Raw genomic sequence first — 17,561 nt, 5'->3', positions numbered from 1 at the left:
TCTTAATTTCATTATAACAAAAAACCGTTTTTCAACGGCTTTTTGACTGTGATTTCTTAAAATGCATTTTTTCCTAAGGCAAATCATTCCCTGCTGCGAGGTAAACCTCATACCATTCTTTTCGAGTTAGGTTGACATGACTTGCTTTGCTTGCTTCTATCAAATGTTTAGGGTTAGTTGTTCCTACTACTGCCTGCATCTTAGCTGGATAGCGTAACACCCAAGCGATAGCAATAGCTGATGGGCTCACACCGTATTTTAAGGCTAATCGATTTAGGACTTGGTTTAGTTGTTGGAACTTCTCATTGCCGACAAAATTCCCTTTGAAATATCCGAACTGCAAGACTGACCAGGCTTGAATAACCATGTCGTTTAATTTGCAGTATTCAAAGACGCTACCATCACGCAAAGCTGCCTTGTCACCTTCCATATTGACATGGAAACCTGATTCAAATCCTGGCGTGAAAGCTGCGCTTAGTTGTAATTGATTGATAGATAAAGGTTGTTTGACCTCTTTCTTCAGTAATTCCATCATCATAGGATTTTGATTGGAGACACCGAAGTCTCGAACTTTACCTGATGTGTGTAGAATTTCAAAGGCTTGGGCCACTTGATCAGCTTCCATCAAAGCATCTGGACGATGGAGAAGCAAGCTATCTAGATAATCAACCTGCAATCTTTTTAGAATCCCGTCTACTGATTCTAAAATATAATCTTTTGAAAAATCAAAATAGGTAAATTCTTCTATGCGAATGCCACACTTGGACTGGATCCACATCTTCTCTCGCAGGTCAGGACGATTGTTTAACACTTGACCCAGTAATTCTTCGCAACGACCACCACCGTAGATATCTGCCAAGTCAAAGGCATTGATTCCTACAGATAGGGCTGTTTCAACCAACTCCTCAACCTCTTTAACCGACTTGTCACTGATTCGCATCATGCCTAGAACGATTTCGGACAATTCTCTTTTCTCTTGACCAAATGGAATGTATTTCATGGCAATTTCCTCCGTTTTCATTCATTATAAAGCAGAATGCCTCTTTTATCAACTGCCACCTTACAAAAAAGAACCAGTTCAAACTGGTCCTTTGAAATCTTACCCAATCACACTTCCGTTTGGTACAGCTGGATCAACTGTTAGAAGGGTTAATTTACCATCATGTTCAGCTGAGAGAATCATCCCTTGGCTGACATATTTTTTCATCATTTTACGTGGTTTGAGGTTGGCAACGATTTGTACTTTCTTGCCGACCAATTCTTGTTCGTTTGGATAGTATTTTGCAATACCAGAAAGGATTTGACGGTCTTCACCATCACCAGCATCTAAGCGGAATTGAAGCAACTTGTCAGAACCTTCTACTTTAGAAACTTCTTTTACTTCAGCAACACGAATTTCAACCTTATCGAAGTCTTCAAACTTGATTTCTTCCTTGTTAAGTTTGAGTTCAACTTCGTCTGGATTCCACTCTTTTTCGACGGCAGGCTTGTTGCCTTCCATTTGTTCCTTGATATAGGCGATTTCTTCTTCCATATCGAGACGTGGGAAGATTGGTGTTCCTTTGGCAACTACTGTTACACCTGCAGGGAAATCAGCTAGGCTCAAGTTTTCAAGGCTAGAAACTTCTGCTAGACCAAGTTGTGTCAAGACTGCACGACTGGTTTCCATCATAAATGGCTCAATCAAGTGAGCTACGACACGAAGGCTAGCTGCCAAGTGGCTCATCACACTTGCCAATTGCTCACGGTGCGCTTCGTCCTTAGCCAGTACCCATGGAGCTGTCTCGTCGATGTATTTGTTAGTGCGAGAGATGAGGGTCCAGACTGCTTCAAGTGCACGTGGATAGTCAACTGCTTCCATGTAGGTATGGTAGTCAGCGATTGATTGTTCTGCCACTTGAGCAAGTGCATTGTCAAAGTCTGTTACACCTTCTACATAGGCAGGGATTTGACCATCAAAGTACTTGTTAATCATTGAAACCGTACGGTTGAGGAGGTTTCCAAGGTCGTTTGCCAATTCATAGTTAATACGTCCTACATAGTCCTCTGGAGTAAAGGTTCCGTCTGAACCAACTGGAAGGCTACGCATGAGGTAGTAACGAAGTGGATCGAGACCATAGCGCTCTACCAACATTTCAGGATAAACGACATTCCCTTTAGACTTGGACATCTTGCCATCTTTCATGACAAACCAACCGTGGGCAATTAAACGATCTGGCAATTTGATATCCAACATCATAAGAAGGATTGGCCAATAAATCGAGTGGAAACGAAGGATGTCTTTCCCAACCATATGGAAGACTGTTCCATTCCAGAACTTATCAAAGTTACCATGTGTATCTTGACCGTAACCAAGAGCTGTCGCATAGTTAAGAAGGGCATCGATCCATACATAGACAACGTGTTTCGGATTTGATGGGACTGGTACACCCCAGGTAAAGGTTGTACGAGATACTGCTAAGTCTTCCAAACCTGGTTCAATGAAGTTGCGAAGCATTTCATTAAGGCGACCATCTGGAGTGATGAAGTCAGGATGTGATTTGAAAAATTCGACCAAGCGATCTTGGTATTTGCTGAGGCGAAGGAAATAAGACTCTTCTGAAACCCATTCAACCTCGTGACCTGATGGTGCGATACCGCCCGTCACATTTCCAGCTTCATCACGGAAAACTTCCGCAAGCTGACTTTCTGTAAAGAATTCCTCATCTGAGACTGAATACCAACCAGAATATTCACCTAGGTAGATGTCATCTTGAGCAAGCAAGCGTTCAAAAACTTGTGCTACCACTTTTTCATGGTAATCATCTGTGGTACGGATAAATTTATCATATGAGATATCTAGTAATTGCCAGAGTTCTTTAACTCCAACTGCCATTCCGTCAACATAGGCTTGAGGCGTGATGCCAGCTTCTTCTGCTTTTTGTTGAATCTTTTGGCCATGCTCATCAAGACCAGTCAGATAAAAGACATCGTAGCCCATCAGGCGTTTGTAACGTGCTAAGACATCACATGCGATAGTTGTGTAGGCAGAACCGATATGAAGTTTACCAGATGGATAGTAAATCGGTGTTGTAATATAAAAATTCTTTTCAGACATAATATTTCCTTTCCAGGCTAATGAAACCTGTTTTTCTAACACTTCATTATACCATATTTTTAATGATTTTCGATAAAGAAATCCATACAAAAACAAGACAGACTGATGTCTATCTCGTTTTTTATCTTTTAAATTATTCATAGCGAAGAGCTTCAATCGGATCGAGCTTAGAGGCTTTGTTGGCTGGTAGAACGCCGAATATCATACCGATACTAGCTGAGACCGCTAGACTAAAGAGAGCGATTGGGATGGATACACCAACTTCGATTCCTGCAATCATGTTTTGAAGAAGAACACCTGCAAGCATAGTCACCCCTGCAGCAAGCAGTAGACCAATGAATCCACCTAATAAGGTTAAAATCATGGATTCAATCAAAAATTGAACCAGGATATTAGCCCGTGTTGCTCCTAGTGCTTTACGTAGACCAATCTCACGAGTACGCTCTGTCACTGAAACAAGCATAATATTCATAACACCAGTACCACCAACAAAGAGGGAAATTCCCGCAATGGCACTAATAATCGTTGTTATGAAGCCGAAGAGTTGTTGTACTTCTTGGAAGGCGGCAGACGCATCTGCAACTTGATATTCCCCTTGTTGAAGACCTGCAATCTCTGTCATTCTTCTTGCTAACTCTGGTCCTAAAGTCTGGGTTAAGCTAGTATCATTGACACGGAAGACAATATTTGAAATCTCATCTGTGTTAAAATTAGCCGCTAAGGAAATATTGGTCGTAATTGGTAGTCCTCCGACTCCAAATGTTTTCGCAGCCTTAGCTTCTTTACTTGCATAAACACCAATAACACGGTAACTGATTTCATTTACTTCAACAATTTGGTTGAGGGCTTCTTTTGCAGAACCAAAAAGGCTATTGGCAAGCTCTTCATCTAAAATGATCACACTTGCGAAATCCTTATAATCTTGTGCTTTAAGTCCACGACCTGCAATGATTTCATTTTCGACCGCATCCATATAAGTGACATTTCCACCCGTCATGTTAGCGTGTTCGACCTTTTTATCCTTATAAGTCAAGGTCACATTGGCTGAGTTGGTTACGTAATAACTATCTACTCCCTTGAGCTTTGCAGCTTCCTTAACCCAAGCTTCTTGAGGTTTTGGTGGTTCAACAAAATCTTCTTCTTGACCGCCAGACAAGGTCAGTGCAGATTGTCTTTGTGTAAAGGAACCGTCCTTACTCTTAGTAGGTGAGAAAAAGACATGAATGTCTTTCTGGGACTTGGTCATGTTTTTATTGACCTGACGAGACATAGAGTCACCCAAGGCCATGATAACTACAACAGAGGATACACCTATGATAATCCCAATCATGGTCAGGAAGGAACGCATCTTGTGGGCCATGATAGATGAAAAGGCAAATTTCAGATTCTGCATCTTAGTTTTCCTCCTTTTCTACTTGGGCGCTATCAGACGAAATGATACCGTCACGAATGACAATTTGACGTTTCGCATAGGCGGCAATTTCAGGCTCATGCGTAACCATAATGATTGTTTTTCCTTCTTTGTTTAATTCAACTAAGAGTTGCATGATCTGATTACCCGTTTTGGTATCTAGAGCTCCTGTTGGTTCATCGGCTAAGATGATAGAAGGATTGTTGACAAGAGCTCGTGCAATGGCAACCCTTTGTTTCTGCCCCCCAGACAACTCCGATGGCAAGTGATGGCTACGCTCAGTCAGTTCAACCTTTTCCAGATACTCTTCTGCTAATTTGCGACGTTTTGAAGCAGGAACCCCCGCATAAATCAAGGGAAGTTCAACATTCTGGAGAGCATTCATTTTGGACAAGAGAAAGAATTGCTGAAAGACAAAACCAATCTCTTGATTTCGTACCTTGGCTAATTGTTTTTCACCCAAACCAGCGACTTCTTTTCCATCTAGAAAATACTGACCACTTGTAGGAGTATCTAACATACCAATGGTATTCATGAGGGTGGACTTACCAGAACCAGATGGTCCCATGATAGCCACGAATTCTCCCTCGTGAACTTCAAGGTTAATGTTTTTGAGAACTTGAAGCTCTTGATCACCATTTCGATAACTACGGCAGATATTTTTGAGGCTAATTAGTTGCTTCATCAGTCTTCACCTCTTTTCCTTCTTGCAAGGAAGCTGTCGGATTACTGATGACTTTTGCTCCATCTGTCAGACCAGATGTAATTTCTTGGTTTTCTGCATCTGCATTGCCCAATCCAACTTCAACCTTTTTGGCCTTTTGATTTTCATCAAGAATCCAAACATAGTTTTTATCTTCTTCCATGACGATACTTGTAATAGGAACAAGCAATGCTTTACTCATACTTTTCACTTCGACACTGACAGTAAAACCTTGTTTCAGATCACCAATTTCACTAGTTACATCGACCGTATATGGATATTTGGAACCTGAGTTTGATCCAGCTAAGCTACTACTTGCTTCGCTACTGTTCTTTGGATAATTTGAAATATAGCTAATCTTACCATTCCAAGTTTTATCTGGGTAAACCTTTGAAGTAAAGGTAACTTCTTGGCCTACAGATAGATTGGCAAGGTTGTATTCAGAAAGCTCTCCCTTGACCTGCAAGTTGTCGTTACTAACGATATGTACCAATACTTGGCTATTTCCTGTTGGAGATTTTGAAACATTACGATTGACTTCAACAACTGTACCTTCTACAGTACTCAAAACTGTAGCGGCATCCAACTGAGCCTGGGCTTTTTCAAGTTGTGCCGCTGCGTCTGCACGAACATCACGGGCATCACTGATTTGTGAATCAATAGAAGCTGTAGCTGATGTAGAAGATTGCGCTTGAGTTTGGTCCGTAGCGCCTTCAATCCCTGCTTGAGGGAGTACAGGTGTTGCTGCAGCAGTATTTCGAGCCTCGTTCAATTCATTGATATGACGATCAGCTTTCGCAACCGCACGACTGGCAGCATCATAGGCAGCCTGAGCTTCTGTACTACTATACTTAACAAGGGCTTGGCCTTCACTTACCTTATCTCCTACAGAGACCGAAACCTCATCCAAGTCACCTTTACTAGCATCATAATAAACATATTGTTCTTTTTGAGCTGTTACAGTACCAGATAAGAGAACCGATGAAGCCACTGATCCCTCTTTGGCAAGAACGACTTTTGCAGTTTCGTCTTGTGTTGCAGCTTGATTTGGGTGTCTCAATAGAAGGACAGCAGCTGCTCCTACTACAAGAACTGACGTAACTCCGATAGCTGTAAATAGGGGCCATTTTTTAGCTTTTGACTTCTTTTTCATATCATACCTCTTTTATAAACATATATTAAGATTATAGCACAAGTCATAAAAATGGACAATTGCTTTCTGACCATCCAAAAATAATTGCCAAATCTTTTATTGTTGTGTTAGTTATATAATACAACTTCTTTTTTATTTTTGCAAGCATTTTCTTAAGAAATTTAAGCGTAGCAGATTTTTGCATTGACTTCCAAAAAAAGATAGAATATGACTAGAAAACAACTAAAGGAGCTTTCTATGAGAGAATATGATATTATCGCCATCGGGGGAGGTAGCGGAGGTATTGCTACCATGAATCGTGCTGGCGAACATGGTGCTAAAGCCGCAGTTATTGAGGAAAAAAAATTAGGAGGAACTTGTGTCAATATTGGCTGCGTTCCTAAGAAAATCATGTGGTATGGAGCACAAATTGCAGAGAGTATCCACAAATATGGACCTGACTATGGTTTCACAAGCACTAATAACGAATTTAATTTTGCAACACTTCGTAAGAATCGCGAAGCCTACATTGACCGTGCTCGCTCGTCTTACGATGGAAGCTTTAAGCGTAACGGAGTTGATTTAATTGAAGGACGTGCTGAGTTCGTTGATGCTCATACTGTCAGTGTTAATGGCGAATTGATCAGCGCTAAGCATATTGTGATTGCGACTGGAGCTCATCCTCATATCCCTGCTATTCCTGGTGCTGAACTAGGTGGTAGCTCAGATGATGTCTTCGCCTGGGAAGAGTTACCTGAATCGGTAGCTATTCTAGGTGCTGGTTACATTGCCGTCGAACTAGCTGGTGTACTCCATACACTTGGAGTAAAGACTGACCTTTTTGTACGTCGTGAACGTCCACTACGTGGATTTGATAGCTATATCGTTGAGAGTCTAGTTCAAGAAATGGAAAATACTGGATTAAACCTCCACACCCATAAGGTTCCAGCAAAACTTGAAGAAACTGAACAAGGTATTACCATTCATTTCGAAGATGGCAGCACTCATACTGCCAGTCAAGTTATCTGGGCAACTGGTCGCCGTCCAAACGTTGAAGGACTTCAACTCGAAAAAGCTGGTGTTACCCTCAATGAACGTGGCTTTATCCAGGTTGATGAATACCAGAACACAGTCGTTGAAGGTATCTACGCTCTTGGGGATGTCACAGGTGAAAAGGAACTAACTCCTGTCGCAATCAAAGCCGGTCGTACCCTATCCGAGAGACTTTTCAACGGTAAAACCAATGCCAAAATGGACTACACTACTATTCCAACTGTAGTTTTCTCACACCCAGCAATCGGAACAGTCGGTCTGACTGAGGAAGAAGCAATAAAAGAGTACGGTCAAGAAAACGTCAAAGTCTATACTTCAAAATTTGCATCTATGTATTCTGCCGTTACTAGTCACCGTCAAGAAGCTCGCTTCAAGCTCGTTACAGCTGGTGCAGACGAAAAGGTAGTTGGACTTCATGGTATCGGCTATGGCGTCGATGAAATGATCCAAGGTTTCGCAGTCGCTATCAAGATGGGAGCTACAAAAGCAGACTTTGATGCTACTGTCGCTATCCACCCGACCGGCTCAGAAGAATTTGTGACCATGCGTTAAAAGAAAAGAGAGACCCCTTGGTCTCTTTTTTTATCTCAATCGGCCGTTACAAATTTGTAACCTTTTATTTTAAAATAGGTTGACAATTTTATCTCATCCAGTATAATAGTTACTATAATTTATAGAAGAGGTTAACTATTTTGAAAAAAGCACACATTTACGCTATCCCAGCTATCGGGGCTGCACTGATTGCAGTATTAGCCCAAATTAGCATTCCAATTGGACCTGTTCCATTTACTCTGCAAAACTTTGCAATCGGGCTCATTGCTACTGTTTTTAGACCAAGGGAAGCTGTTCTCTCTGTAGGACTTTATCTTTTGCTTGGTGCTATTGGACTTCCCGTTTTTGCTAGCGGTGGAGCTGGTTTCCATGTTTTAGTTGGACCAAGCGCTGGTTATCTTTGGTTTGACCTAGTCTATGCAGGACTTGCATCTTATCTAACACACACAAATAGTGGTGTTGTACGTATCTTCCTAGCCAATCTCTTGGGTGATTCACTTGTTTTTGTCGGTGGTATCCTCAGCCTCCACTTCCTTGCTGGTATGCCTATTGACAAGGCTCTCGCTGTCGGCGTCATTCCCTTCATCATTCCTGATCTTGCAAAAATTATTGCCATCAGTTTTATCGGACGACCACTCCTTCAACGCCTTAGTAGCCAACCTTACTTTTCACAAAAATAAAAAAGAGGTCGGAATTTTTTCCCTTCCTCTTTTCATTTATGTTTGCATGAACGCTTATTGATTCTTGAAGGCATCTACCATCACTTGGAACTCCTCGTTTGAGAGCGTGATTCCTTTCCCCATCTTTGTGTGATCAGGACTCCAGCTACGAATGTCAAACTTTGCTGGAGCTCCATTAAAGCTGACACGATTGATTTCTTTGGTCCATCCTTTTTCATTTTCAGATAGAGTAAGCAAGTGTTCTTCAATTTCAAATGTAAATTCTGCCATGTTTTTCTCCTTTTTGTTCTCAATTGATTATTCGAAAAATCTTGTAGATTTCATAAAATTTTTATATAATGATGTAAAGAAGGGAGGCCGGAATGAAAGATTTATTAAAACAGGCTTTGCAAAAAGTCCATGATTTTGTCAATGGACATGAAGATTCCATTCCTGAAAAAAGCGATTCCCTAATTGCTAGACTTGAAGAAGCCTTAGCTAAAAAAACAGCTGTACACATCATTTTTGCTGAGTCAAGTTTTACAGGCGATATTATCAAGTATGATACTGACCGCCAACAAATTATCGTTAAAAATTTCGCCAAAAATGTTAGCCGTATTATTCGAGTGTCGGATATTCGAAGAGTAACTTTCGTTCCCTCTACTATCCAAACGGCTCAAAAAAGAAGATTTAAGAAAGAGTGAGATGCTTCTATCATCTCACTCTTTTTATCTTAGCGAATTTGTTCAAAATGAAGGTGAACAGCGATGTGATCGCCGTAACCACTTCTCTCCAAATCACGTTGCAAACGATAAGAGATATAGTGTTCTGCGATTGTAATGTAGCCAGCACCAAGTAAGCGGTGCTCAACCATTGATTGAATCATACTGATAGTCGCACGTTCTACTTTTGCTTCTTCTAGATCCAACACAACCTTTTTAGTAACTTGAGCTAGGTTTTGGCGCAAATCGTCAGTCAATACATAGACTGTTTGAGCTGCCTTAAGGATAGCTTGGTAGATTTTATCTGGATCAAAATCAGCGACTTGTCCATCACGTTTAATTACTTGCATAGGTTTCTCCTTTTAATTGTTATTTTCTTTAATTTCTGCTAACATTTTCTCTTCTTCTGCTGTCAGTTCATACTCTTCCAGCAAATCAGGTCTACGTTGGTAGGTTTTCTTGAGGCTCTCATAGAGTCGCCATTGACGTATGTTTTCATGGTGTCCACTCATGAGCACATCCGGAACTAACATCCCACGAAAATCGTAAGGCCGCGTGTATTGAGGATATTCCAAGAGACCTGATGAAAAGCTATCATCCTGGTGACTTGCTTCCTTCCCGATAACTTCTGGAATCAAGCGAACCGTCGCATCAATCATGGTCATTGCAGCTAGTTCTCCACCGGTCAAGACATAATCTCCAAGAGATATCTCATCTGTTACCAAGGTCTTAATCCGTTCATCATAACCTTCGTAGTGCCCACAGATAAAGATGAGTTCCTCTTCTTGAGCTAAATCTTCCGCATAGGCTTGGTCAAACTGCTTACCGGCTGGATCCAATAGAATCACGCGCGGATTCTTTTTTTCAATGGCATCAAAGGCATCAAAGATGGGCTGCGCTCTTAGCAACATCCCTTGACCACCACCGTAAGGTTCATCGTCAACATGACGAGCCTTTTCAGCGTAGTCACGAAAATTATGATACTGGATATCTAAGAGTCCTTTTTCACGAGCCTTTCCAACGATAGAATGTTCTAAGGGTGTGAACATTTCTGGAAAGAGGGTTAAAATATCAATCTTCATCGTCTAACCCTTCTAAGAGTTCAACATCCACACGGTTATTAGGAATATCTACATTAAGGACAACAGGCGGAATATAGGGCAAGAGCAAGTCACGTTTGCCTTTACGTTTAACAACCCAGACATCATTGGCACCTGGCTGAAGGATTTCCTTGATGGTTCCAATCAAGTTATCACCCTCGTAGACCTCTAAGCCGATAATCTCGTGGTAGTAAAACTCACCATCATCAAGATCATTGAGATTTTCCTCAGCAACCTTTAGACTGTAACCCTTGTATTTTTCGATGTCATTGATATGGTACATATCCTTGAACTTGATGATATCGAAGTTTTTGTGCTTACGATGGCTAGCGATAACCACTGTTCGCACAAACTGATCTTTTTCATCAAATAAGGCAAGCTCTGCCCCTTTTTTAAAGCGTTCTTCAGCAAAATCTGTCACTGATAAGACCCGCATTTCACCCTGCAAACCTTGCGTATTGACGATTTTCCCAACGTTAAAGTAGTTCATCTGATCTCCTGTATCTGTTTCTCCCTTTATTTTATCATGTTATAGGGATTTTCACAAGTTGGAGAAAGGGATAACGATTCTTTAATTATGAAGAACATTCATGGATTTTCTTGCAAAAAAAAAGCGAGACCATGTCCCGCTTTTCTTATTTTTCATCAATAACGATTCTTACTTTTTTGTCTTCAGTTGGGACAGAGTAGACAATCGTTCTTATCGCAGAAATAGTGCGACCCTTACGACCGATTACACGACCCACATCGCTTTGGTCAAGATCCAAATGATACTCCAAAAATTCTGGTGTTTCTTCAATCTTGATAGTTAAGGCATCTGGTTGTGAAATCAAAGGTTTCACAATTGCAATAATGAGATTTTCAATCGTATCCATCTGTCAACCTACTTTAAACTTATTTTGAGAATTTAGAATCGTGGAATTTCTTCAATACACCTTCTTTTGAAAGGATGTTGCGAACTGTATCTGAAGGTTGAGCTCCATCAGCCAACCATGCCAAAATACGGTCTTCTTTCAAAGTTACTTGGTTTTCTTCAACAAGTGGGTTGTAAGTCCCAACTGTTTCGATGAAACGTCCGTCACGTGGTGAACGTGAATCTGCTACGTTAATACGGTAGAAAGGTTTTTTCTTAGAACCCATACGAGTCAAACGGATTTTAACTGCCATTTTTAATATCTCTTTTCTTTTTATTTTTTATTTCGGTGAAATAGCTAAGCTATTTAGCACATGTTCTATTATAGCAGATTTCTGGATGGTGTCAAGAAAAAAACTTGACAGAGTTTAAATATTTTTAAATTTTTTAGACTAATAGGGATAAATTAGAAAGAAAAAATTAACTTCTACACCTACAAAGCTTACTCTGATCGACTTTATAACTGTCTAAGAAAAAAGTAAAGATTCATACAGTATCTAGATTTTCCAAAAATTCTTTATCATCAAATACTATTAACGAAACTATCCAAACCAAATTCGATGCATTGCTTCAAAGAATTCTTTAGTTGTTTGACTAGCGAGGTCTTTAATTAAAAAATTTTTTCAAATAATTACCACATTGACACATAAAATTCTTGCTTTCTAAATTTAAGTGTGATATATTTATAACATAACATTTAAATGTTATATATTTATAACACAAAAAAAGGAGTCTATCATGAAAAAAAGTCAAAAAATGCGTGGCCTCATTGCAATGATTGCCGTAGCTCTCATTATTGATTTTATTGTTTTATTTGGTTCTAATCTTAGTTGGGGACCCAAGTTAGTTATTACTGGTATTTCAGTGTCAGGCCAAATTATAGCTATTTGGAGCTGGCTACATATGAAACTATGGTCTCATAAAAATCAGAAAGGTAAGGGAAAGATTATTTTTGACTTGTCTGCTAAGCTTTACACGATACTTTTGTTTGCAGCAAGTATTTTTTATACATTAGGAATTTGGGTTGCGACCCCAAGCTTAAGTTCTGGTATTAAAGAATGGATTTTGGGAATTGGCCTCGTTATTGAAGTGATTTTATTTGTTTTTTTCTGTTTGAAAAATGTCAAGGAAACTCCGGACGAACGCTTTTATGCTAATTTAGCCAAGGCAGCTAGCTTGATGTTTGTTTTTATACTAGGCGCACTGATGATCCTAGCAGTTATCATTGGGTATATGGGGTCTCTCACTCTTTACATGGGTCAGATATTTATTAGCATAGCTGCCTTGATTTTCATCTTTGCGGTTGTCTATTTTATCTTGGAACGGAGAGGATAAGTATGGCCAAAGAAAGCAATATTATTACTAATCTCAAATCTGTTCGTGAGTCCACAGACATGACCCAGCAAGAGTTAGCCGACCTCATCGGCATGCGACGCGAGACAATTCTGCACTTGGAAAATAATCGTTACAATCCTTCGCTGGAAATGGCTCTTAAAATTGCTCAAGTTTTTAATCTGAAAGTAGAAGACCTCTTTGAACTCAGACAGAAAGAGGAAGCATAATTCTTTTCGAAACCTAGTATTAAGTTCATTGATTAATTAGGAATTGAAGCCAAAAGAAAAAATCCTTTGAAAATGTGCTCTTTTAAAATATAGTAATTCTTATGGCATTGATATCCCAAAACATTTAGATACGCTTGTTGAAAAAGGATATGCTATTATCGAAACCGCCTTTGACTCGCTTTACCATCTAAATGCTACTATGAAAAAGAGTATCCTTAAAAAGAAGGGTGTTACTGGACTCTCCAAGATGAAGGCCACCGAATTGAATCAAGCACTTCATGATCATTTTTCAGAAGAAGAATTAGCTAACCGCTTTTCGATTCGTGGCTATAAACTAACTCCAAAAGGTGAACAAGCTCTCAAAGACCATCAAGTAATCATTGACCTCCATCCTAAAAAGAATCTTTAATCAACCAAAGCTGGTTGATTTTTTTGTAATTTTTTAAAACACTTACAAATCATTACAATTATTGACAAATGCTTATAAAAAGAGTATAGTATTAAAAAAAGGAGGAATTCCTATGTACCAAGAACAACGATTAGAAGAAATCATAAAACTTTTAGAGGATAGAGGAAGTCTGTCAGCAAAAGAAATGGTTGACCATTTCCATGTTTCCAAAGATACCATCCGTAGAGATTTTTCAATTCTCGCAAAGGAAAAACGAGCAAGAAGAACTCATGGAGGTTTATTGCCAATTCAAAAGCAAAGGATTCTTGATTTTCAAGGTAGAGCAGAACAATCTTCTAAAGAAAAAGAGAAAATTGCTCATTTAGCTACCCAACTCATTTCTGATTCACAACTGATATTCTTTGATGTTTCAACCACTATACTTGAGTTAGCAAAAATTATAGATAAAAAAGTTACTATTTTCAGTCATTCATTAGATAACGCACTTATCTTAGGAAATAATGAAAATGTCGATTTTCATATTCTCGGTGGAAAATTTCATAGACAGAATCGTTTTTATTATTCACTAGAAGAATCCAATACTTTAGAGGGAATTAGATTTGATGTAGCATTTTTTGGCGCTGCTAGTCTTTCAGACGGACAAGTTAGTTTTGAGGATCAAGAAGATGTTCTCATGAAAAAAAGAGCATTTAAAACTAGTAAAATTCGCGTCTTGTTAGCTGAAACAGGAAAGATAAACAAACACTCTCATTTTATACTTTCTGAACTAGCTGATTTTGATTACTGGATTACAGATAAAGAGCCTGATGTAGAAATACAAGAATCTTTAGATGGTAGAACAACAATACTATTTTAAAAAGGAGCAAAATATGTCAAGAATTAAATTAATTATGAGTGATATTGACGGCACTATTTTGGATAAAAATCACCAATTAGATTCTTATTTGATAGAACTGATGCCACTTTTAAAACAATGTAATATTCCTTTTGTTCTAGCTTCTGCTAGATCTCCTCTCGGTATAGCTCCAATTTCTAAAGAACTTGGCATCACCGACTGTCCTATTGCCTGCTATAATGGAGCACTCATCAGTTTAGGAGATAAAATCCTAAGTCAGTATTCTATTGATAAAAGCGAATTGCTCTTACTTCATGACTTTTTGAAAAAAGAATTCCCGACAGTTTCTATAAATGTTTATTCTGGAAAAGATTGGCTTGTGAATACTATTGATGAATGGGTAGAAATCGAAGCAACTATTACTGGAGAAAGTCCAAAAGTTACATCTTTAGCAGATTTTATAAGAGACGAGAAAACTCTTGTTCATAAACTTTTGCTGATAGATAATACGGATACCATACAGAAACTTCAAAAAACCTTATCCTCAATAGATTTCCCTCAAACCGACTTCTATCTCTCTAAAGATAACTATCTAGAAGTTACACATAATCAAGTATCCAAAAAACAAGCTCTGTTAGAATTAGCAAATTACTATCAACTTCCCCTTACCTCAATTATGACTCTCGGTGACAATTATAATGATATTCCCATGATTGAAACCGCAGGGCTAGGTATAGCCATGGGGAATGCTCCTAGAGATGTCAAAACTTGTGCAAAAGCAGTTACTGACTCTAATGAACAAAATGGAGTAAGTAAAGCTATAAAGTTACATGTGTTAGATAAATATTCTTAATTGAAAATTTGAAATCCCCTTTCTTTTACGGTACAATAGTAAAAATGATTTTTGAAAGGACTAATATGAAAAAATTAGCTACACTACTACTCATTTCAACTTTTGCTCTTGGTGGATGCACAAGCATCCAACGTGCACTTCGTGGTGATGATTACGTGGATTCTAAAATTGCTGCTGAAGAGAGTTCGAAAGCTGCTGCCCAAGCAGAAAAAGATTTGAAAGATGCCTTAACAAACGAAAATGCTAACTTCCCTCAACTTTCTAAGGAAGTAGCTGAAGATGAGGCTGAAGCTATCCTTCACACAAGTCAAGGTGATATTCGTATCAAACTCTTTCCTAAGTTAGCTCCACTTGCGGTTGAAAACTTCCTTACTCATGCTAAAGAAGGTTACTACAATGGTGTGACTTTCCACCGTGTAATTGACGGCTTTATGGTACAAACTGGGGATCCTAAGGGAGATGGAACAGGTGGTGAATCTATCTGGCATGATAAGGATAAAACCAAGGACAAGGGAACAGGTTTCAAAAACGAAATTTCTCCATATCTCTATAATATCCGTGGTTCTCTATCTATGGCCAATACTGGTCAACCAAATTCAAATGGTAGCCAATTCTTCATTAACCAAAGTACAACAGACTATTCATCTAAACTTCCTACAAGTAGCTATCCTAAGAAAATTATCGAAGCCTACAAAGAAGGTGGAAATCCAACTCTTGATGGGAAACACCCCGTCTTTGGACAAGTGATCGATGGGATGGACGTAGTAGATAAAATCGCCAAGGCTGAAAAAGACGAAAAAGACAAACCAACTACTGCTATCACTATCGATAGTATCGAAATTGTTAAAGACTACGATTTCAGTAAACAATAACATCATTAGTTATAAGGAGATGTAAAATGATTCTATTTTGGGGGTCAAAAGGTTACCAAAAAGTGTTGGGACATACACAGACTACTATCGAATGTGGCCATTGTAACAATGTTGATACTTGGGAAATTACGGAATATGGACGCAAGTTCACTCTTTATTGGATTCCACTCTTTCCTTACGGAAAAACTTATTTCGTTTCTTGTCCGATTTGTCACTACGGTAAAGAAATCCAAAAATCTGAGATTGAACAATATTTAAACTATTAAAAAAAGACAGGTCATTCGGCCTATCTTTTTTATTTACACTTTTATGTAAACGCTCTCTTTTCCACTTCAAATATGATATAATTTAGTCAATAGTAACGAGGAGGTTCTCCTATGAAACCATACAAAATTAGTGTAGCTCGGCTCAGTCTTATCATGATAGGATACTTTATCTTTAATTATGCTTATTCGATTACTTATGATTCCGGAGGTTTTGCTTTTATATCCATGGGGAAAGAACTTATCTTTTCATATGGGGCAATTGTGCTAGGAAATATTTTTATGTTTAGAGATATTTCAAAATTAAAAGCCTCCTTTGAAGATAATGCGTTTATTCAAAAATCTTCTACAATACAGTTAGTCCTAGCTACAATTGGATTTTTTATGCAAATAATAGGTTTCAAGGGAGCTCCACTTAATTACATTGATAATTATCCCGTACTGGTTTGCGCAAGTATTGTATACTCTATCATTATCATGATTGCTATTTATCAGACAATAAAGCTAGGGCAAGAAAAAGATAATGCTACCATAGCTGGCTTTATCTTTGGGGGGATGATCATTTTTCTCACTATCATAGCACTAGTTATAATCACTTCTCCATCAATTAAACACACTACTAAACACACTACTCCTTCTTTCGCTGAAGAATTTCAATCACTTGGGCTTAAAGGAAAGGTTGAAGTAGTTGATAAACACAGAGAGATTGAAGCATTTTATGGAACAGCCTACAAGCTAACATATACAGAAAAATTATCCGATGGAACTATTTTAAAAGAAACTACTACTGCACAAATTCAAGGAAGAAGTGGAGAACATTTATCAAATTTCTTTCTTCTTTCAGGAACAGATCTTGAAACACTTCTTAACGACAAAGAAAAGGCACTGTTTCACACTGTCAAACAAGATGAATTCAGTTTCTTACTAGATGTATACAAAGAAAGACCGAATCTACAACAAGAAGAAGATAGTATCAAAAATACTACTGCTGACAAAATAAATAAGCTTTTTGATACACCAATAGCTTCTAGTTTTAAATTTGGAAAATATCCAATAGAAAACTACTATGTGGCAATTATGGCGCAGGCTGTCAGCAATCGAGAAAAAGGAGATTCTGACGCAGCTGGATTTTATAATATTACAACAAAAGATCTCATGAAAAACAAAGGTCTTACTCTCGATTTTGATTGTGACCTTTCGATTATAAAGGCAGAAAATGGTAGTCCTGTGGATGCCTTTAAGGAAAGAATCTTATCTTTACCAAAAAATTCATTTTCCGATGGAATCTATAACATTACTAGTTCCTATGATGAAAATGGAATAAAAAAGAAAGTTACTTGCCCATTTGTTGTTGAAGATGGTGTGGGACACTTTGAAGAGGATGAAATCGTGGGAAATCAAACCAATTAGTTATTTTTGATACAA

Annotated in this window: 22 protein-coding genes; 11 read left to right on the top strand and 11 right to left on the bottom strand. The window is 38.5% G+C overall.

Annotated elements, in window-relative coordinates:
- Positions 1–73: 73 nt before the first annotated feature.
- The 5 genes from ACWPUA_RS01270 to ACWPUA_RS01250 form a co-directional block, all read right to left on the bottom strand.
- Positions 74–1,000 carry an aldo/keto reductase gene (locus ACWPUA_RS01270; protein WP_454378673.1) on the bottom strand — a complete coding sequence of 309 codons (927 nt, stop codon included), beginning with the start codon at positions 998–1,000 and terminating at the stop codon, positions 74–76.
- A gap of 99 nt (positions 1,001–1,099) precedes the next feature.
- A complete protein-coding gene (metG, locus tag ACWPUA_RS01265; RefSeq protein WP_454378671.1) occupies positions 1,100–3,097 on the bottom strand; it encodes a methionine--tRNA ligase in 1,998 nt (665 codons plus the stop codon).
- A gap of 133 nt (positions 3,098–3,230) precedes the next feature.
- The gene (locus ACWPUA_RS01260) at positions 3,231–4,490 is read right to left on the bottom strand and encodes an ABC transporter permease (protein WP_036754215.1); all 1,260 of its coding nucleotides are present in this window, start codon (positions 4,488–4,490) and stop codon (positions 3,231–3,233) included.
- Between the two features lies 1 nt (position 4,491).
- Complete coding sequence (locus ACWPUA_RS01255; protein WP_036754211.1) at positions 4,492–5,193, bottom strand: ABC transporter ATP-binding protein; 702 nt, start codon at positions 5,191–5,193, stop codon at positions 4,492–4,494.
- Positions 5,177–6,364: an efflux RND transporter periplasmic adaptor subunit gene (locus tag ACWPUA_RS01250; RefSeq protein ID WP_454378668.1), complete on the bottom strand. Its 1,188-nt coding sequence runs from the start codon at positions 6,362–6,364 to the stop codon at positions 5,177–5,179. Before ACWPUA_RS01250 ends, ACWPUA_RS01255 begins: the two co-directional genes overlap by 17 nt.
- Positions 6,365–6,601: 237 nt before the next feature.
- Between ACWPUA_RS01250 and gor the strand changes: the two genes are divergently transcribed.
- Together gor and ACWPUA_RS01240 are read left to right on the top strand one after the other, a co-directional pair.
- Complete coding sequence (gor, locus tag ACWPUA_RS01245) at positions 6,602–7,948, top strand: glutathione-disulfide reductase (protein WP_454378666.1); 1,347 nt, start codon at positions 6,602–6,604, stop codon at positions 7,946–7,948.
- 140 nt (positions 7,949–8,088) lie between these two features.
- On the top strand, positions 8,089–8,628 hold the full coding sequence (locus ACWPUA_RS01240) for a biotin transporter BioY (RefSeq protein ID WP_006153208.1): 540 nt from the start codon (positions 8,089–8,091) through the stop codon (positions 8,626–8,628).
- A gap of 54 nt (positions 8,629–8,682) precedes the next feature.
- Here the strand turns inward: ACWPUA_RS01240 and ACWPUA_RS01235 are convergent, their stop codons facing one another.
- Entirely contained in the window at positions 8,683–8,898 is a 216-nt protein-coding gene (locus ACWPUA_RS01235) for a YdbC family protein (protein ID WP_006145796.1), read from the bottom strand.
- Between the two features lie 92 nt (positions 8,899–8,990).
- Here ACWPUA_RS01235 and ACWPUA_RS01230 point away from each other — a divergent pair, with 92 nt between their 5' ends.
- The gene (locus ACWPUA_RS01230) at positions 8,991–9,311 is read left to right on the top strand and encodes a hypothetical protein (RefSeq protein WP_454378663.1); all 321 of its coding nucleotides are present in this window, start codon (positions 8,991–8,993) and stop codon (positions 9,309–9,311) included.
- Positions 9,312–9,340: 29 nt separating this feature from the next.
- Here the strand turns inward: ACWPUA_RS01230 and ACWPUA_RS01225 are convergent, their stop codons facing one another.
- The 5 genes from ACWPUA_RS01225 to rpsP form a co-directional block, all read right to left on the bottom strand.
- A complete protein-coding gene (locus ACWPUA_RS01225; RefSeq protein WP_004253071.1) occupies positions 9,341–9,679 on the bottom strand; it encodes an ATP cone domain-containing protein in 339 nt (112 codons plus the stop codon).
- Positions 9,680–9,691: 12 nt separating this feature from the next.
- Complete coding sequence (gene trmD / locus ACWPUA_RS01220) at positions 9,692–10,411, bottom strand: tRNA (guanosine(37)-N1)-methyltransferase TrmD (RefSeq protein ID WP_036754201.1); 720 nt, start codon at positions 10,409–10,411, stop codon at positions 9,692–9,694.
- Complete coding sequence (gene rimM / locus ACWPUA_RS01215) at positions 10,401–10,919, bottom strand: ribosome maturation factor RimM (protein WP_454378660.1); 519 nt, start codon at positions 10,917–10,919, stop codon at positions 10,401–10,403. Before rimM ends, trmD begins: the two co-directional genes overlap by 11 nt.
- Before the next feature lie 145 nt (positions 10,920–11,064).
- Complete coding sequence (gene kphA / locus ACWPUA_RS01210; protein WP_454378658.1) at positions 11,065–11,304, bottom strand: RNA-binding protein KphA; 240 nt, start codon at positions 11,302–11,304, stop codon at positions 11,065–11,067.
- A gap of 19 nt (positions 11,305–11,323) precedes the next feature.
- Positions 11,324–11,596, bottom strand: a complete 273-nt coding sequence (gene rpsP / locus ACWPUA_RS01205) for a 30S ribosomal protein S16 (protein ID WP_004253064.1) — start codon at positions 11,594–11,596, stop codon at positions 11,324–11,326.
- Between the two features lie 484 nt (positions 11,597–12,080).
- Here rpsP and ACWPUA_RS01200 point away from each other — a divergent pair, with 484 nt between their 5' ends.
- The 8 genes from ACWPUA_RS01200 to ACWPUA_RS01165 all read left to right on the top strand — a co-directional run bounded on the left by ACWPUA_RS01200 (position 12,081) and on the right by ACWPUA_RS01165 (position 17,546).
- On the top strand, positions 12,081–12,677 hold the full coding sequence (locus tag ACWPUA_RS01200; protein ID WP_454378655.1) for a DUF3796 domain-containing protein: 597 nt from the start codon (positions 12,081–12,083) through the stop codon (positions 12,675–12,677).
- 2 nt (positions 12,678–12,679) lie between these two features.
- Positions 12,680–12,904 (top strand): helix-turn-helix transcriptional regulator, encoded by a 225-nt coding sequence (locus ACWPUA_RS01195; protein ID WP_216730594.1) that lies wholly within the window; start codon positions 12,680–12,682, stop codon positions 12,902–12,904.
- Between the two features lie 199 nt (positions 12,905–13,103).
- A complete protein-coding gene (locus tag ACWPUA_RS01190) occupies positions 13,104–13,313 on the top strand; it encodes a hypothetical protein (RefSeq protein ID WP_004253056.1) in 210 nt (69 codons plus the stop codon).
- 112 nt (positions 13,314–13,425) lie between these two features.
- Positions 13,426–14,169, top strand: coding sequence for a DeoR/GlpR family DNA-binding transcription regulator (locus ACWPUA_RS01185; protein WP_004253055.1), 744 nt, complete (start codon positions 13,426–13,428; stop codon positions 14,167–14,169).
- Positions 14,170–14,182: 13 nt separating this feature from the next.
- A complete protein-coding gene (locus tag ACWPUA_RS01180; RefSeq protein ID WP_004253054.1) occupies positions 14,183–15,001 on the top strand; it encodes a Cof-type HAD-IIB family hydrolase in 819 nt (272 codons plus the stop codon).
- Between the two features lie 65 nt (positions 15,002–15,066).
- Positions 15,067–15,873 carry a peptidylprolyl isomerase gene (locus ACWPUA_RS01175; protein WP_004253053.1) on the top strand — a complete coding sequence of 269 codons (807 nt, stop codon included), beginning with the start codon at positions 15,067–15,069 and terminating at the stop codon, positions 15,871–15,873.
- A gap of 26 nt (positions 15,874–15,899) precedes the next feature.
- The gene (locus ACWPUA_RS01170; protein ID WP_004253050.1) at positions 15,900–16,139 is read left to right on the top strand and encodes a zinc-ribbon domain-containing protein; all 240 of its coding nucleotides are present in this window, start codon (positions 15,900–15,902) and stop codon (positions 16,137–16,139) included.
- Positions 16,140–16,250: 111 nt separating this feature from the next.
- Positions 16,251–17,546 carry a hypothetical protein gene (locus ACWPUA_RS01165; protein ID WP_004253049.1) on the top strand — a complete coding sequence of 432 codons (1,296 nt, stop codon included), beginning with the start codon at positions 16,251–16,253 and terminating at the stop codon, positions 17,544–17,546.
- Positions 17,547–17,561: the final 15 nt, after the last annotated feature.

It is taken from the genome of Streptococcus sp. Marseille-Q6504 (assembly GCF_965111625.1).
The sequence above is the reverse complement of the archived record's forward strand: the minus strand, read 5'-3'. Positions and strand labels throughout refer to the sequence as shown.

Excerpts from the sequence above, each read along its gene's own strand:
- ACWPUA_RS01270 (WP_454378673.1), bottom strand. The coding sequence starts at position 1,000 with ATGAAATACATTCCATTTGGTCAAGAGAAAAGAGAATTGTCCGAAATC.
- metG (WP_454378671.1), bottom strand. The coding sequence starts at position 3,097 with ATGTCTGAAAAGAATTTTTATATTACAACACCGATTTACTATCCATCT.
- ACWPUA_RS01260 (WP_036754215.1), bottom strand. The coding sequence starts at position 4,490 with ATGCAGAATCTGAAATTTGCCTTTTCATCTATCATGGCCCACAAGATG.
- ACWPUA_RS01255 (WP_036754211.1), bottom strand. The coding sequence starts at position 5,193 with ATGAAGCAACTAATTAGCCTCAAAAATATCTGCCGTAGTTATCGAAAT.
- ACWPUA_RS01250 (WP_454378668.1), bottom strand. The coding sequence starts at position 6,364 with ATGAAAAAGAAGTCAAAAGCTAAAAAATGGCCCCTATTTACAGCTATC.
- gor (WP_454378666.1), top strand. The coding sequence starts at position 6,602 with ATGAGAGAATATGATATTATCGCCATCGGGGGAGGTAGCGGAGGTATT.
- ACWPUA_RS01235 (WP_006145796.1), bottom strand. The coding sequence starts at position 8,898 with ATGGCAGAATTTACATTTGAAATTGAAGAACACTTGCTTACTCTATCT.
- ACWPUA_RS01230 (WP_454378663.1), top strand. The coding sequence starts at position 8,991 with ATGAAAGATTTATTAAAACAGGCTTTGCAAAAAGTCCATGATTTTGTC.
- ACWPUA_RS01225 (WP_004253071.1), bottom strand. The coding sequence starts at position 9,679 with ATGCAAGTAATTAAACGTGATGGACAAGTCGCTGATTTTGATCCAGAT.
- trmD (WP_036754201.1), bottom strand. The coding sequence starts at position 10,411 with ATGAAGATTGATATTTTAACCCTCTTTCCAGAAATGTTCACACCCTTA.
- rimM (WP_454378660.1), bottom strand. The coding sequence starts at position 10,919 with ATGAACTACTTTAACGTTGGGAAAATCGTCAATACGCAAGGTTTGCAG.
- kphA (WP_454378658.1), bottom strand. The coding sequence starts at position 11,304 with ATGGATACGATTGAAAATCTCATTATTGCAATTGTGAAACCTTTGATT.
- rpsP (WP_004253064.1), bottom strand. The coding sequence starts at position 11,596 with ATGGCAGTTAAAATCCGTTTGACTCGTATGGGTTCTAAGAAAAAACCT.
- ACWPUA_RS01200 (WP_454378655.1), top strand. The coding sequence starts at position 12,081 with ATGAAAAAAAGTCAAAAAATGCGTGGCCTCATTGCAATGATTGCCGTA.
- ACWPUA_RS01195 (WP_216730594.1), top strand. The coding sequence starts at position 12,680 with ATGGCCAAAGAAAGCAATATTATTACTAATCTCAAATCTGTTCGTGAG.
- ACWPUA_RS01190 (WP_004253056.1), top strand. The coding sequence starts at position 13,104 with ATGAAAAAGAGTATCCTTAAAAAGAAGGGTGTTACTGGACTCTCCAAG.
- ACWPUA_RS01185 (WP_004253055.1), top strand. The coding sequence starts at position 13,426 with ATGTACCAAGAACAACGATTAGAAGAAATCATAAAACTTTTAGAGGAT.
- ACWPUA_RS01180 (WP_004253054.1), top strand. The coding sequence starts at position 14,183 with ATGTCAAGAATTAAATTAATTATGAGTGATATTGACGGCACTATTTTG.
- ACWPUA_RS01175 (WP_004253053.1), top strand. The coding sequence starts at position 15,067 with ATGAAAAAATTAGCTACACTACTACTCATTTCAACTTTTGCTCTTGGT.
- ACWPUA_RS01170 (WP_004253050.1), top strand. The coding sequence starts at position 15,900 with ATGATTCTATTTTGGGGGTCAAAAGGTTACCAAAAAGTGTTGGGACAT.
- ACWPUA_RS01165 (WP_004253049.1), top strand. The coding sequence starts at position 16,251 with ATGAAACCATACAAAATTAGTGTAGCTCGGCTCAGTCTTATCATGATA.